This is a genomic window from Vibrio aphrogenes (assembly GCF_002157735.2).
Lineage (GTDB): Bacteria > Pseudomonadota > Gammaproteobacteria > Enterobacterales > Vibrionaceae > Vibrio > Vibrio aphrogenes.
In genome coordinates this window covers 765,933-781,809 of record NZ_AP018690.1, presented here as the reverse complement: position 1 = coordinate 781,809, position 15,877 = coordinate 765,933, and the positions used below count along the sequence as shown (strand labels likewise).

Genomic DNA, 15,877 nt, shown 5'->3' with positions numbered 1-15,877 from the left:
ATAATGCAACGCCGTCTGGTTTTGCGGCACGACGTTCTTTTATGGCGTCGGATAAAGGCGGCAAGATCACTATTATCTTTTTATTGCTGCTGGCGGTAGTCGTTCCGATCCTAAATCTTGTGGTGCCAGAAGGTAACCCATTACATTTAAGTTCATTTACCGTGACGCAAATGGGCAAATATTTATCTTATGCGCTTGTAGCGTTAGCGGTAGATTTGATTTGGGGTTACTTAGGCATTTTAAGCCTAGGTCATGGCGCATTTTTCGCACTGGGCGGTTATGCGATGGGGATGTACCTCACTCGTGAAATCGGCGATAGAGGGGTTTACGGTAACCCATTGCTCCCAGATTTTATGGTCTCGCTCAACTGGCAAGAATTGCCGTGGTTCTGGCATGGGTTTGATAGCTTTGGATATGCAGCCTTGATGATCATGCTGGTACCGGGCGTGTTGGCATTTGTGTTTGGCTTTTTAGCCTTCCGGTCACGAGTTTCTGGTGTGTACCTTTCCATTATGACGCAAGCTTTGACTTACGCTCTGATGTTGGCCTTTTCGCGCAATGAAATGGGGTTTGGTGGCAGCAGCGGTTTAACGGGGTTTAAAGATGTGCTCGGCTTCAGTCTGGAACAAGACACCACCAAAGTCGGCTTGCTCGTTACCACTATAGCGGCCTTGATTGTGGGGTATTTGATTTGTCGCTTGGTGATTTCAAGTCGGCTAGGACGCGTCGCGGTGGCGATCCGTGATGCCGAACCTCGCACTCGTTTTACGGGCTATGATGTGGACAGCATTAAGTTATGGGTCTTTGTATTATCGGCAATGCTGGCTGGGATAGCCGGTGCGTTATATGTCACTCAAGCGGGCAGTACGAGTGCTGCGCAATTTGCGCCAATCAACTCGATTGAAATCGTGGTGTGGGTCGCTTTAGGCGGACGGGCAACTTTATTTGGTGCCATTGTCGGCGCTCTTATTATTAATTATGCCAAAAGCTGGTTTACGGTTGAGTTCCCAGATGTATGGCTGTTTGCGCTTGGTGGTATTTTTGTCTTATCCACCATGTATTTGCCGAAAGGGGTGATGGGGGCGTTATCTGAGAGGTGGGCCAATAAATCGGATCATCAAGCTTCATTGCAAAGTCCAGCTCAAAGCTCTACTCAACGTAATAAGGAGGCCCACTCATGAGTGCATTAGATTCGGTTGTGACACCATTTCGCCGCGTGGGTGAAGGTTTCGAAAAGTTTACCCGCCGCGATGAAGTCTTTGATTTTTTAAAGCCGGTTAATCATCCATTGATCGACACTCGTCATAACATCATGTTGTACATGGAAGGCGTATCGGTGTCATTTGATGGATTCAAAGCCATTAACGATTTGAATTTGTACATAAAAGAAGGGGAGTTGCGATGCATCATAGGTCCAAACGGCGCAGGAAAAACTACCATGATGGACATCATTACTGGCAAGACACGTCCGGATCAGGGACAGGTATGGTTAGGTTCAAAGACCAACTTGTTAACTATGGACGAAGCGGCCATCGCCAACGCGGGGATTGGTCGTAAATTCCAAAAACCGACGGTGTTTGAAAGCCTTACTGTATGGCACAACCTTGAACTGGCTATGACCGGTGCGCGCAGTGCGTGGTCGACTTTTCGTGCCAAATTATCGGGTGAGCAAAGTGATGAAATTGATGGCGTCTTGTCGCTGATTGGCCTTGAATCCTGTCGCAGTTTACTGGCTGGAGCTTTATCACACGGACAAAAGCAGTGGCTTGAAATTGGCATGCTGTTAATGCAAAAGCCCAAGCTATTATTGGTGGATGAACCGGTGGCGGGTATGACGCATCAAGAAATGGATCGCACTGCTGAATTGTTGAAATCGTTAGCAGGTAAACATTCGGTAGTGGTGGTTGAGCATGACATGGAATTTGTGCGCTCGATAGCTGATCAAGTCACGGTGCTGCATCAAGGGCATGTGTTAGCGGAAGGGAATATGGATCAGATCCAATCTCATCCTCAAGTGAAGAAAGTGTATTTGGGAGAGTAAGGATGCTGCAAGTTCAAGCGGTGAATCAATTTTATGGTGAAAGCCACATTCTTTGGGATTTGGATGTGGAAGTCGAAAAGGGCAAATGCACAGTTTTAATGGGGCGTAATGGCGTTGGCAAAACCACTTTGTTGCAATGCATTATGGGGCTTAATCCCATCAAAAGTGGCGATATTGTGTTTAAAGGTCAAAGCATCATTAAAGCGTCAACCGAGCAGCGTCCGCACTTGGGCATTGGTTATGTGCCGCAAGGTCGGCAAATCTTTCCGATGCTAACGGTACAGGAGAACTTGGAAATTGGTTTGCCAATCCGTAAGCGAGGCGATCGACACATTCCCGAATTTATTTTCGAGATTTTTCCAGTATTAAAAGAAATGTTGCACCGACGCGGTGGCGATTTATCCGGTGGTCAACAGCAGCAATTAGCCATTGGCCGAGCGTTGGTTGTCGAACCTGATTTGCTAATTTTGGATGAACCCACAGAAGGAATTCAACCGAATATTGTGCAAGAAATTGGCGATATCATCCGTATGCTCAATGAAAAGCATGGCCTGACCGTTTTATTGGTGGAACAAAAATTGCCGTTTGCGCGTAAAGTCGGTGATAAGTTCTGCCTATTAGACAGAGGTAAAGCGGTGGCAAATGGAACAATGCAAGATCTCAATGAAGAGCTGATCAAGGAATTTTTGACGGTATAAACCTGTGCTTGGTTACTCACATCTTGTTCATCAACCCCGGTTTTTGGCTTCATTATTATGGCGAGAAACTGGGGTTTTTATTGATGATAGCTATCATTCAGTAGCAATGATTCATCAAGGAAAAATAAAACTTCCCCTTATAGAAAAATACGATATATTCGCATTAGGTAGCGTTTCGCCAGAGGACGTTTCGTGGCGACGTATTTTATAATACCAACCACACTCATTAGACGCTCAGATAATGAGGACGATTGGTATCAGAAAGGATGATGTATGACTGTCGTTAATAATGCTGTGGTAGAACACACGGTATCCCCTTCTATTTTCCCAACTTGGTTGTCGGAACACTCGGATTTATTCATTCATTATGGCTTTAATATTGTCTCAGCCTTGCTGATATTATTGGTCGGGCATTGGGTGATTAAGTCGGTGCATCAAACCGTAGTTAAACTCCTTGAAGCCAAGAATATGGATGCTGCAATCATTCAATTTATTGGTGCAATTGTTCGTTATGGTTTAATGCTGGTGGTCTTGATTGCGGCTTTAAATCAAATGGGCATTGAAATGGCTTCTTTGATTGCAGTGATGGCGTCGGTGAGTTTAGCCATCGGCATGGCATTAAAAGGCACGCTATCAAATTTTGCTTCAGGGATTTTAATCGTTGTTTTTCGCCCTTTTAAAAGTAAGGATTTCATTACGGCAGGTGGCGTTTCGGGGACCGTTCAATCTATTGAGATTTTCCATACGGTGTTAAATACCGGGGACAATAAAATGCTGGTGGTGCCTCACCGTAAGATCATGTCAGGGCCGATCACTAATGTGTCTCGTCATCCTGTTCGCCGAGTAGATATGGAAATTCGTGTGTCTTATAAAGCCGATTTACAGCAAGCGAAACAACTAATTGAGAATATTTTGCAAGCGGATGAACGTATTTTAAAGACGCCAGCACCGACCATTGGGGTGATCAGCTTAAATGCCAGCTCCGTCAATATTGTTGCCCGTCCATGGGTGAATAAGGCGGATTATTGGAAAGTGCATTTTGATACTTTACAAGCGATTAAAGAAAGTTTTGAACAATATCAAATTGATATTCCTTATCAACAATGCGTGGTCCATGTAGATTCAAAAATGCCGCTCTAAAGACTACTTATCAAAACTCATAGAGTGAGTCTGGTTTGATGTACTGGCTCACTCTATTGAATCATTAAATGTCACTTTGTTTTTTGTGATCTAGGCCTATATTTTTTGATTAATCATAACTACCACTTATGGGTTAATTGTTTTAAGTCAATATAATTTCGCTTTAGAAGGTGCATATTGAATAAAAGTTCTAAATTATAATGAGTTAAAGTCAAATTGACTTAGGAGATAGTATGAGTACATTTTTTATCCCTGCAGTAAATATGATGGGTGCAGATTGTTTAATTGAAGCGGCAGATACCATTGTAGGTCACGGCTTTAAAAAAGCTTTAATCGTGACAGACAAAGTGCTAAATCAAATCGGTATGGTTAAGCAAGTCGAAGAATTATTGCATGCACGTCATATTGAAACAGTTGTGTATGATGGCACTCAACCTAACCCAACCATTAAAAATGTCGAAGCTGGATTGACTTTATTAAAAGACAATCAGTGTGATTTCGTGATTTCTTTAGGTGGCGGTTCTCCACACGATTGCGCAAAAGGTATTGCATTAGTGGCTTCTAATGGCGGTGATATCGCGGATTACGAAGGTGTTGATGTGTCTAAAAAACCACAAATGCCTTTAGTTGCGATTAATACCACCGCAGGTACCGCGTCTGAAATGACTCGTTTCTGTATCATTACTGATGAAGTTACTCACATTAAAATGGCGATTGTTGATAAAAATACAACGCCAATCATGTCAGTGAATGATCCTAAATTGATGTTAGCGATGCCAGCTTCATTGACTGCCGCAACCGGTATGGATGCCTTAACTCACGCCGTTGAAGCGTATGTGTCTACAGCAGCTACACCTGTGACTGATGCGGTGGCGATCAAAGCCATGGAAATGATCCAAAGTAACCTACGTGAAGTGGTTGCAAACGGCGAAAACTTAGAAGCTCGTGAAAACATGGCGTATGCCCAATTTATGGCGGGTATGGCGTTTAACAATGCTTCATTGGGTTATGTGCATGCCATGGCGCACCAGCTAGGTGGTTTCTATGACCTACCACACGGTGTTTGTAATGCGGTTCTTCTACCTCATGTTCAACGTTATAACGCACAAGTTTGCCCAGAGCGTCTACGTGATGTTGCTAAAGCATTAGGTGCTGATGTTGAAAACATGACCGCAGAACAAGGTGCAGAGGCAGCGATTGAATTGATTCAACAGCTATCTAAAGATGTCAATATTCCTTCTGGTTTACGTGAACTTGGCGCGAAAGAAGAGGATCTAGCGACATTGGCAACCAATGCGTTAAAAGATGCGTGTGGCTTTACTAACCCAAAACAAGGTACGCATGAAGAAATCGTAGAGATCTTTACTCAAGCGATGTAATTCACTCATCAGCGCATCCGATAAAAAGACCGCTGCCGAAGTGAATTTGGTGGCGGTTTTTTTATTTCACTGGTATCGACCAGTAGCACGATTCAATTATCAGGCATGATAGTTGCTTACTGGTAAAGAGAACTTATACCAGGCAATTATCAAAGGAGTTGTTATTCATGTCTGTTTATTCGGTAGCGGAACAACCTCCCCAGTCTTTATCTTCACAACCGTCTTCCTCATCTCATCGAAACTTAGATGGTTGGAAAGCCCAGCTAGCCTTAGATTTTACCGATCGAGGAGACAAAACCGTGGTTGGACATAAATCTCAGTGTGGCCCATTGGCGATTCAACGACCTTTATATCCTGAAGGGGATGTTTGCCATACATATTTGCTGCACCCACCCGGAGGTGTGGTTGGGGGAGATGAATTGTTGATCCAAGCGACGACCCATCCTGGTGCACACGCCTTAGTCACCACCCCAGGAGCCACCAAGTTTTATCGTTCAGAAGGAAAAGTGGCCCATCAAAAACAAATCCTCACCGCGAAAACGGGCAGTTGCTTAGAGTGGTTACCACAAGAAAACATCTTTTTCCCCACCGGACTGGTTCAAGTCGACACTGAAATTCATTTAGAAATCGATGCACTATTTATGGGCTGGGAGTTGCACTGTTTTGGGCGGCCTGCACTAAATGAGTGCTTTGATGCAGGGAAGATCGGAGGGAAAACTCAAATATTTCATCAAGGAAAAAGGATTCTTACTGAAAACATACAATTGGTTGGTGGCGATAACTCAATATTAAACAGTGGCTTACAAGGGTTCCCTATGATGGGGAGCTTGTTCATTACCGCTACTACTGATAATGATCTCAAAATGGTACAAGATTTGCTTCAAGATTTTGCATTTAACCGAGAGTTAGTCATTGGAGCAACACAACTAGAGCATCTGATTGTTGTACGAGCGTTAGGTCAATGGACCGAACCTATGATGGAAGCTTTCACTTTAATTTGGCAACAATTTCGTCAGCAATGGTTTGATTATGTGCCTGAGCCACCAAGAATTTGGGCAACATAGGATGTAGGTTTATAGGTGCTAGTTCCTAGTTTCTAGGTATTACTACTTCACCTTTTGTTGTAAGTCATGATAAGCCCTTAAAAATTTAAATATTGAACGTTTTGTTGTGTGGAAGAGTTTCCACAGCAAAGAAATTCTAGGGACTAGGAACTTGTATCTAGCACCCTTTTACGGAGTAAAATATGGAACTTACCCCAAGAGAAAAGGACAAACTCCTCATTTTTTGTGCTGGCATGTTAGCTCAGCAACGTAAAGAGAAAGGCTTAAAGCTTAATTACCCAGAAGCGGTAGCGTTGATCAGTAGTGCAATTTTAGAAGGGGCGCGTGAAGGAAAAACCGTCGCCGAACTGATGAGTTTTGGACGCACCATTTTGAGTGTCGATGATGTCATGGAGGGAGTGGCTTCGATGATCCCTGATGTGCAAGTGGAAGCAACCTTCCCCGATGGGACTAAGTTGGTCACGGTGCACGACCCGATTGTATAAGGAGAGACAATGAAAACCAGTCATGTGAACCCGAACGCATTTATTCCTGGCCAGTTAGTGTCTGGGCAAGGTGACATTGAGCTTAATGTTGGCCGTCAAACCAAGCAAATTAAAGTTGAAAATTTAGGTGACCGTCCTGTACAAATTGGCTCGCATTATCACTTTGCCGAAGTTAATGAAGCGTTGAAGTTTGACCGTGAGGCGGCGCAAGGTTGTCGACTTAATATTCCTGCTGGCACGGCGACACGGTTTGAGCCGGGTCAGCAACGTTCAGTTGAATTAGTTGAATTTGCTGGTGAGCGTAAGGTGTATGGTTTTCAAGGCAAGGTGATGGGCGCGCTTTAATATGCCCTTTGTACTTGAAGCAGCAGCGTTGTTGACGGCGTTCATTCGCCCTTAAGTTCTTCGTTATCTCACTGCAACGTCAATGACTTTGAGGAAAATCACCTTATAAGCAACAGAATAAAAAAAATTAAAAGGATTTAACATGGCAAAAATTTCAAAGCGTGCCTATGCGGAAATGTTTGGCCCAACCACTGGTGATAGGTTGCGCCTTGCCGATACGGAACTGTGGCTTGAAGTGGAAAAAGACTTCACCGTGTATGGCGATGAAGTCAAATTTGGTGGCGGTAAAGTGATTCGTGATGGAATGGGACAAAGCCAATTACCGTCTGAATTTACTCCCGATCTGGTTTTGACGAACGCGGTGATTTTAGATTATTGGGGAGTAGTCAAAGCCGATATTGCGGTGAAAGATGGCCGTATCTGCGGCATAGGTAAAGCAGGAAACCCAGATGTACAACCGAATGTCGATATAATCATTGGCCCTGGGACCGAAGTGATTGCCGCCGAAGGTTCAATTGTTACCGCAGGCGGGATTGACTCGCATATCCATTATATTTGTCCACAACAAATTGAAGAAGCCTTAGCCTCCGGCGTCACCACAATGATTGGCGGCGGAACGGGTCCGGCAACAGGAACCAATGCGACAACTTGTACTCCCGGGCCATGGAATATGCACCGTATGCTTGAAGCCTTAGATGAGTTTCCAATGAACTTTGGGCTATTAGGCAAAGGGAATGCCAGCTTACCAGAAGGGCTTATCGAGCAAGTCGAAGCGGGCGCCATTGGCTTGAAATTGCACGAAGATTGGGGCTCGACTCCCGCCAGTATTGATAATTGCTTAACCGTGGCGGATCAGATGGATGTGCAAGTCGCAATTCATACCGATACTTTAAATGAGTCAGGCTTTGTGGAATCGACCTTAAACGCGATAGGCGATCGCGTGATTCATACTTATCACACCGAAGGCGCAGGCGGTGGTCACGCTCCCGATATTATTCGAGCTTGTAGCGAAGCGAATGTGTTGCCGTCCTCTACGAACCCAACTCGTCCATATACCATTAATACCGTTGATGAGCATTTAGATATGTTGATGGTCTGTCATCACTTGTCGCCATCGATTGCCGAAGATGTGGCCTTTGCTGAATCACGTATTCGCCGCGAAACCATTGCGGCTGAAGATATTTTGCACGATTTAGGCGCGTTTTCGATGATCGCCTCTGATTCACAAGCCATGGGGCGGGTGGGAGAGGTGGTGTTGCGAACTTGGCAAACGGCTCATAAAATGAAAGTGCAACGCGGCACACTTCAACAAGATCAACAAGCCTTTGATGCTCAGGCTGACAAGTTTGGACACACGACGCCCAATGATAATTTCCGATTACGTCGATATGTGGCGAAATACACCATTAACCCCGCCATCACTCATGGTATTGGTCATGAAGTAGGCTCAATTGAAGTGGGTAAACTGGCCGATTTAGTGCTGTGGAAACCGGCATTTTTTGGAGTGAAACCGAGTGCGATTGTCAAAGGTGGCATGATTGCCATGGCTCCCATGGGCGATCCTAATGCCTCGATTCCAACCCCCCAACCTGTGCATTATCGTTCTATGTTTGGCAGTTATGGCAAAGCATCAAAACGCACCTCAATGCTCTTTGTGTCACAAGCGGCGCAAGAGAAAGACATTGCAGGGCAGCTAGGTCTAGGCAGCTTGATTGGTGTGGCAAAAAACTGTCGCAATATTTCCAAAGCGGATATGAAACTAAATGACTGGCAGCCCAAAATAGAAGTTGATTCACAAACCTATGAAGTGAGAGCCGATGGGCAATTACTCACCTGTGAGCCAGCGGAAGTATTACCCATGGCGCAGCGGTATTTTCTTTTTTAGATAAATGTTTCTAGGCCCTGGTCCCAAAAGAGAGGCCCTAGTTTATGGTTCCTAGTCCCTAGGTGGCTGACGCTGAATATTGTGCGTAATAAATAGATATTTGCGCTTGCTTTAATATGGTTGTCACGGAAAGCTTTCCTCCAGGAACCAGGAACCAGGAACCAGGAACCAGGAACCAGGAACCAGGAACCAGGAACCAGGAACCAGGAACCAGGAACCAGGAACCAGGAACCAGGAACCAGGAACCAGGAACCAATAATTGGATAAAAAATCATGATCGAATTAACCAAAGTAATTACAGATTCATTAGAACAACAGAAAATTGATGGCGTCTTGAGCCTTCCTATTAATAGCCGCATTAAAAGCCGCTTAAAAGTGGTGTTAGATGATGGTCGCGATGCTGGCCTTTTCTTACCGCGTGGTCATATTTTGCGTGGTGGGCAAGTGCTACAAAGTGAATGCGGTTTATTGGTGGAAGTGCAAGCGGCACCAGAAACGGTATCGAGCGTGTATTGCCAAGATGCGCTGTTGCTTAACCGAGTAACCTACCATTTAGGTAATCGTCATGTACCGCTACAAATCGCGGAAGGTTGGGTACGCTATCAACATGATCATGTCCTTGATGACATGGTGGTTGGGTTAGGCGCGAAAGTCACGGTAGAACAAGCGCCATTTGAACCCGAAGACGGTGCTTATGGTGGTCGTTCTGGCGGTCATCATCACCATGATCACCAACATGCTCATTAATTGGCCAAGTTGGATCTGACCCGTTTATTTGTTTTTGAGTAACAAGCGTATCAATAAATTGAATATGCAGTATAGAGAATAAAAAATAAGGATATTTGCCATGAAATTAACGCGTTTATTAACACTTGCTTCTCTTTTTGCAGCGCCAGCGGCGTTTGCCCATGTTGGGCATATGGAGCATGGGAGTCATCATTCCTTCATGGAAGGCTTTATTCACCCATTAACCGGCCTTGACCATTTAGTGATGTTACTTGGTTTAGGCATGCTTATTAACCGTGTGCGTGTTAATGACACCAACGCTAAAGGTAAAATTAGCTTGGCGGTTGCGGCCTTGTTGACACTAACATTGGGACTGGCTGCTGGGCGTATTATCGGGGCGATTAGTGGCGTCGAATTGATGATCGCTGCCTCTGTATTTGTGGTGGCATTAGGGATTTGGAATGCCTTTACCAGCCGTGAATCGATGACACAGTTTTTAGTGACCGCTTCCATTGGTTTGGTGTTTTTCCATGGTTATGCACATGGCGTTGAAGCCACAGGTGGCCTAATGGGATTTGGTGCCGGTATGCTCGTGGCGGCCTCATTGATTATGTTCGTTGGGGAGCGCGCCTCACACTTGCTCGCCAGTAAATGGTTAGGTGCTGGTATTGCGGCGTCTGGCATTGCTTTGATGATGGCCTCATAACACATTATGACATTTGAACCACAACCGACTGACGTTGCGAGTTTTCGCCTGTTTCAACTGATCAGCCCTTCTTTGCCAATAGGGGGATTTACCTATTCCCAAGGCTTAGAATGGGCGGTTGAAGCGGGTTGGGTAAGCAATCAAAAGCAAATGGTGGATTGGCTGGAAATGATGCTTAATAACAGTTTAGTCACTTTAGAGTTACCGATCTTAGCCAAGTTTTATCAAGCACTTGCAAGCGATGACCAAACGACTATCCATTATTGGAGTGACTACTTATATTCTTGTCGAGAAACTCGCGAGCTTCGCGCCGAAGAGCTGCAACGAGGTAAAGCATTATTTACCTTATTAAAGCAATTGGATTTGCCGATCCAAGCACAATGGCAACCTGAAAACGAACCTCATGCTGCGACACAAAATCAGCTATTAGGCTTTTGTGTCGCCGCCAAAGCGTGGGGGATTTCGCTGCACAGTTTACAACAAGGTTATTTGTGGAGCTGGGCGGAAAATATGGTGATGGCTGGCGTGAAATTGGTACCTTTAGGGCAAACTTCCGGCCAGAAAGCCTTGCTTACTTTGTCAGAAAAATTGCCGCAATGCATTGTGAAAGCCAATCAAATTCAAGATGACGAGATTGGCAGCTTTACGCCTTCGGTGGCGATTGCCAGTAGTCGTCATGAAACTCAATATACTCGACTGTTTCGTTCTTAGCGCGATGGCGTTATCACGGGAACCGTCACAAGATTAAGGAAAGATCATGTCTCAAGAAACCTATAAACAACCGCTTCGTATTGGTATCGGTGGCCCGGTGGGCTCTGGTAAAACGGCATTATTGGAAGTGTTGTGCAAAGCCATTCGCGACCGTCTGAATATCGCAGTCGTAACCAATGATATTTACACTCAAGAAGATGCCAAGATTCTAACTCGCGCCGAAGCCTTAGCCGCCGATCGCATCATTGGGGTGGAAACGGGGGGCTGCCCTCATACCGCGATTCGCGAGGATGCCTCGATGAACTTAGCGGCGGTGGAAGAACTGGCTAAGCGTCATAAAAACTTAGATGTCGTCTTTGTCGAAAGTGGTGGGGACAACCTAAGTGCGACCTTCAGCCCAGAGCTTGCCGACCTCACTATTTACGTAATTGATGTAGCGGAAGGGGAGAAAATTCCTCGTAAAGGTGGTCCGGGTATTACACGTTCAGATTTATTAGTGATCAATAAAATTGATTTAGCCCCGTACGTTGGTGCGTCCTTAGAAGTAATGGAATCGGATACCCAACGTATGCGTCCGACCAAGCCTTATGTGTTTACTAACCTCAAAGAGAGTATTGGTTTGGATACCATCATTGATTTTATTATTACGGAAGGAATGTTGACCCCGAAACCGATGTAACCGTTTGCGTATTGTTGCGTTAAGGACAGAATCTTCACCCACCTCAAGGTGATAGGAAATCTTACTTTGTTAAAATAAGCGAGTGCTAATCTCTCCTAGCGCTCGCTTTTTTCGTAAGATTAAGTTACATTTGCCGCCAATTTTTTGAACTTTTCGATTTGAAATGGTCTGTTATAACATTACATTTTTATTTCGATTGAGTGCAGATATTATTAACCAATATCGATTCAAATTTTCCTGCTTGTGATTAACACAGATATTAAGTCCTATGTCCAAACAAACATTTTCAAAATTCAAACAGCACCCACGGTTTCCGTTGTTGCTTAAAATTGGTGCGGCCTTTATTGCACTGTTTATTATTCTCGCTTTCATTATTGAATCAGGTGATGGACGTAAATCGGTCTCTTTAGATATTGATAAAATCCTTGCGGAAGAAGCGAAAGCCGTAGCCGCCACCAAACCCGTCCATGTTGATGAAGATTTGCCTCTATTTTCTTATCAGATCCAAGATGGTGATAATCTAAGTAGTATTTTTGTTCGTTTAGGGGTGCCATACGGCGATATGCTCAGTGTGATGGATACCGACCAAAACCACTTAACATTAGATACACTCACACCAGGTGATACTCTAAAAATTTGGATGGATGAAAAGCAACAGCATCTTACTAAATTAGAAGTTGAGTTTACTTTAGTCGATAAAGTGGTATTCACTCGTAACAATGATGAGAGTTATACCTTTAATGAAGTGCATTTAGCTGGTGATTGGAAATCGTATCCTTTATTTGGTGAAATTCACGGCAGCTTTTCCACATCGGTATATCAGCATGGTATTTCAAGTACCGAAACCGCACAAATAACTCAATTATTAAAAGATAAATTGAATTTTTCACGTGATTTACGTGCGGGCGATAAATTTGAGATTTTACAAAAACGCCAATTCCTTAATGGTGTGGCTACCGGTAATCGTGAAATTGATGCGATTCGAATTTATAACCGTGGCCGAGTGATCAGTGCCTATTTACATACCGATGGTCAATATTATGACGCTCATGGTGACAGTTTGCAGCGTGCGTTTTTACGTTGGCCAACCAAACAACATTATCGTATCAGTTCGCCGTTCGATCCAAACCGCTTGCACCCAGTGACGCACCGTCGTGCTCCGCATAATGGTACGGACCTTGCGACACCAACCGGTACTAACGTATTGGCCACGGGGGATGGCATTGTTACTTTAACCACCAATCACCCTTATGCAGGTAAATATGTGGTGATTCGCCATAGTGCGACTTACACCACGCGATATTTGCATTTGAGTAAAATATTGGTGCGTAAAGGGCAAGCGGTCCATCGCGGACAAGTGATTGCTAAATCGGGTGCAACCGGACGTGTCACCGGCCCTCATTTGCATTATGAATTCATTATTCGAAACCGTCCGGTTAATTTCTTAACGGCTAAGATCCCAATGGCGACGTCGGTTCCTAAGAAAGAAAAAGCCGCCTTTGATAAGCAAGTGAAAGCGATTGATCAGCAATTTGCAGCGGCCAAACAAGCCAAGTTAGCCCTTTCAAAGTTACAAGAGGCAAACCTCGCTCATAAAGATGAGCAATAATTAAAAATAAACGATAATTATTTCCAAATAGATTGAGAGCAAGTGATATCATCGCTTGCTCTTTTTTTTATTTTTTATTAAGGATGGATAATGAGCTCTGCGGAAAACTCATCCCAGCAATTGACACAAACGACGTCACCGAAAACGTGGAAAACACCTCAAAACTTTTTACTACTTATTTCGATTATTGTTCCCATTGCTTTTTCAAGTTGGATGGCTTTGCTTAATAACTTTGTGATTGAAAAAGCCGCTTTTACTGGGGCTGATATTGGCTTGTTACAAAGTGTACGTGAAATTCCCGGCTTCCTTGCGTTCACCGTGGTATTCGCTCTGCTGTTTATTCGTGAGCAAAAATTCATGATTGTGGCCTTAGTGATGTTTTCACTGGGTGTTGCCATTACCGGTTTCTTTCCGTCGCTATTTGGTTTATTGATGACGACATTATTGATGTCGACCGGTTTTCATTATTTTGAAACACTCAAACAATCCCTTTCTTTACAATGGTTGAATAAAGACGAAGCGCCGGAATTTTTAGGTAAGTTAATTTCTGTGGGGGCATTAGCCTCATTACTGACTTATGGTGCATTATGGGTCATGTTAGAAGTTGCGAAATTCAGCTATTGGCAAGTGTATTTAATCACCGGCGGGATCGCTTTGCTGATCACCTTGTTTATGAGTGTTTCTTTCCCTCAATTTGAGTCGACAACGATTCAAAATAAAAACTTAGTGTTACGTAAGCGCTACTGGTTATATTACGCCTTAACCTTTATGAGTGGGGCACGTCGCCAGATCTTTACCGTGTTTGCGGGCTTCTTGATGGTGGAAAAATTTCATTATTCCGCCGCAGATATTACCTTGCTCTTCTTAATTAACTACGCATTTAACTTTTTGTTTGCCAAGAAAATTGGTCAATTTATTGGTGTAGTGGGTGAGAGAAAAGCGTTAATTTTCGAATACTGTGGTTTAGTGTGTGTGTTTGTCGGCTACGCTTGGGTCGAAAATTCACATGTGGCGGCGGGACTGTACGTGGTGGATCACCTATTTTTTGCGTTAGCCTTAGCGGTGAAAACCTATTTGCAAAAAATTGCCGATCCAAAAGATATGGCATCAACCGCAGGGGTATCATTTACGATTAACCATATTGCAGCGGTCGTGATTCCCGTGACTTTTGGTTTACTGTGGTTACATTCTCCTGCGGCGGTCTTTTATATTGGTGCGGCGATGGCTGTTGTATCGCTGATTTTATCTTGCAATATTCCACGGATGCCTAAACCGGGAAATGAAGTGTGCCGCTTTAAATGGGGTAGTCAGGGTGAATAGTTTATCTAGTTATCCGCAACTGGGGTTAGGTGAGTAGCGTATAAATAGTAGCGCTTACCTGTAGCAAAACATCATGGCCGCTTACTTTTTAGTGAGTGGCCATTTTTTTGATTCAACCACAGCTTATCTTTAATTAACCGCCGTTGAGGTTAATTAGTACGATAGGCATAAGGGCAGATTACGCGGTTTTGTGTTTTAGAGTGTTCATCATGAAATCAATAAAACGTTGGCTGACTAAGCTGACAAAACGCCGAGATGGATAGACCAAATAACACTTGCCCTCAAAGGGCCCTAGTTCTTCAAACAGCATGACCAATTGCCCACTGTCAATGTATGGTTGCGCAAAGGTGAGCGGCATCATAGAAATCCCTCGCCCGAGTAAGGTGGCTTCTAAAATCGCATCAAGATTGTTGACACATAAATTGCCTTTTAATGGTATTGAATGGGTTTTATCTAGCGGAAAGCGGTTAAAGATTTTGCCATTAGGATAGCGAAATAAAATGGAATTGTGGCTTGGCAAATGTTCGGCGCTGAAAGGCAAAGGGCTTTGCTGGACATAATCTTGGCTGGCAAAAAAATGCACTTTTTCATCCATGATAGGGCGTGCGACCATTTCATTCTCATTGAAGGCATCACCGAGCATAAAGGCTAAATCGATATTATTACGAATCATATTTTGCGGTTCGGCGCTGACAATAATTTCCACTGAAATCTCTGGATTGAGATCCATAAATTGAAAAATGACATGGGTGATCCAGATAAACTCTGGGATCGGAAAAATAAGGATTCGCAAATGACCGTTAATGCCCGCTTCCTGGCCGGTTAGCTCCGACAAAGTTTGCTCTAATGACGCTAACATTTGGGTGGTTTTGCCATAAAAGTGTTGTCCGGCGGCGGTCAGTGTCATGGCGCGACTTTGACGATGAAACAGCTTTACTTTAAGTTCATCTTCTAAAGCTTGTAGACGTCGGCTTAACGTCGATTTTGGGACATTCAAAATATCGGCCGCTTGCACCAATCCGCCTACTTCCACAATATGATGAAATAATGCAATGTCTTCGGTTTTCATTCTCGCCCCTTCAATTATTC

The 15,877-nt window shown here is 44.1% G+C and carries 16 protein-coding genes; 15 read left to right on the top strand and 1 reads right to left on the bottom strand.

Annotated elements, in window-relative coordinates; translation table 11 throughout:
* The first annotated feature begins 41 nt into the window (after positions 1 to 41).
* The 15 genes from urtC (at position 42) to VCA1004_RS14615 (ending at position 14,788) form a co-directional block, all read left to right on the top strand.
* Positions 42 to 1,181: an urea ABC transporter permease subunit UrtC gene (gene urtC, locus VCA1004_RS14690; RefSeq protein ID WP_086981404.1), complete on the top strand. Its 1,140-nt coding sequence runs from the start codon at positions 42 to 44 to the stop codon at positions 1,179 to 1,181.
* A gap of 17 nt (positions 1,182 to 1,198) precedes the next feature.
* A complete protein-coding gene (gene urtD, locus VCA1004_RS14685) occupies positions 1,199 to 2,041 on the top strand; it encodes an urea ABC transporter ATP-binding protein UrtD (RefSeq protein ID WP_408646927.1) in 843 nt (280 codons plus the stop codon).
* A gap of 2 nt (positions 2,042 to 2,043) precedes the next feature.
* Positions 2,044 to 2,739, top strand: a complete 696-nt coding sequence (urtE, locus tag VCA1004_RS14680) for an urea ABC transporter ATP-binding subunit UrtE (protein ID WP_086981178.1) — start codon at positions 2,044 to 2,046, stop codon at positions 2,737 to 2,739.
* A gap of 273 nt (positions 2,740 to 3,012) precedes the next feature.
* Positions 3,013 to 3,879, top strand: coding sequence for a mechanosensitive ion channel domain-containing protein (locus VCA1004_RS14675; RefSeq protein WP_086981177.1), 867 nt, complete (start codon positions 3,013 to 3,015; stop codon positions 3,877 to 3,879).
* A gap of 233 nt (positions 3,880 to 4,112) precedes the next feature.
* Positions 4,113 to 5,258: an L-threonine dehydrogenase gene (yiaY, locus tag VCA1004_RS14670; RefSeq protein WP_086981176.1), complete on the top strand. Its 1,146-nt coding sequence runs from the start codon at positions 4,113 to 4,115 to the stop codon at positions 5,256 to 5,258.
* A gap of 167 nt (positions 5,259 to 5,425) precedes the next feature.
* Entirely contained in the window at positions 5,426 to 6,322 is an 897-nt protein-coding gene (locus tag VCA1004_RS14665) for an urease accessory protein UreD (RefSeq protein ID WP_086981175.1), read from the top strand.
* Between the two features lie 182 nt (positions 6,323 to 6,504).
* Positions 6,505 to 6,807, top strand: a complete 303-nt coding sequence (gene ureA / locus VCA1004_RS14660) for an urease subunit gamma (protein WP_086981174.1) — start codon at positions 6,505 to 6,507, stop codon at positions 6,805 to 6,807.
* Between the two features lie 9 nt (positions 6,808 to 6,816).
* Positions 6,817 to 7,152, top strand: coding sequence for an urease subunit beta (locus tag VCA1004_RS14655; RefSeq protein ID WP_086981173.1), 336 nt, complete (start codon positions 6,817 to 6,819; stop codon positions 7,150 to 7,152).
* 142 nt (positions 7,153 to 7,294) lie between these two features.
* Positions 7,295 to 9,037 carry an urease subunit alpha gene (gene ureC / locus VCA1004_RS14650; protein ID WP_086981172.1) on the top strand — a complete coding sequence of 581 codons (1,743 nt, stop codon included), beginning with the start codon at positions 7,295 to 7,297 and terminating at the stop codon, positions 9,035 to 9,037.
* Positions 9,038 to 9,310: 273 nt separating this feature from the next.
* Positions 9,311 to 9,784, top strand: coding sequence for an urease accessory protein UreE (gene ureE / locus VCA1004_RS14640; protein ID WP_086981171.1), 474 nt, complete (start codon positions 9,311 to 9,313; stop codon positions 9,782 to 9,784).
* Positions 9,785 to 9,884: 100 nt separating this feature from the next.
* A complete protein-coding gene (locus tag VCA1004_RS14635; protein WP_086981170.1) occupies positions 9,885 to 10,469 on the top strand; it encodes a HupE/UreJ family protein in 585 nt (194 codons plus the stop codon).
* Positions 10,470 to 10,475: 6 nt separating this feature from the next.
* Positions 10,476 to 11,180 (top strand): urease accessory protein UreF, encoded by a 705-nt coding sequence (locus VCA1004_RS14630; RefSeq protein WP_086981169.1) that lies wholly within the window; start codon positions 10,476 to 10,478, stop codon positions 11,178 to 11,180.
* Between the two features lie 46 nt (positions 11,181 to 11,226).
* Complete coding sequence (gene ureG / locus VCA1004_RS14625; protein ID WP_086981168.1) at positions 11,227 to 11,859, top strand: urease accessory protein UreG; 633 nt, start codon at positions 11,227 to 11,229, stop codon at positions 11,857 to 11,859.
* A gap of 268 nt (positions 11,860 to 12,127) precedes the next feature.
* Positions 12,128 to 13,468 carry a peptidoglycan DD-metalloendopeptidase family protein gene (locus VCA1004_RS14620; protein ID WP_086981167.1) on the top strand — a complete coding sequence of 447 codons (1,341 nt, stop codon included), beginning with the start codon at positions 12,128 to 12,130 and terminating at the stop codon, positions 13,466 to 13,468.
* Between the two features lie 90 nt (positions 13,469 to 13,558).
* Entirely contained in the window at positions 13,559 to 14,788 is a 1,230-nt protein-coding gene (locus VCA1004_RS14615; RefSeq protein WP_086981166.1) for an MFS transporter, read from the top strand.
* 178 nt (positions 14,789 to 14,966) lie between these two features.
* Here the strand turns inward: VCA1004_RS14615 and VCA1004_RS14610 are convergent, their stop codons facing one another.
* Positions 14,967 to 15,857, bottom strand: a complete 891-nt coding sequence (locus tag VCA1004_RS14610; protein ID WP_086981165.1) for a LysR family transcriptional regulator — start codon at positions 15,855 to 15,857, stop codon at positions 14,967 to 14,969.
* Positions 15,858 to 15,877 lie beyond the last annotated feature (20 nt).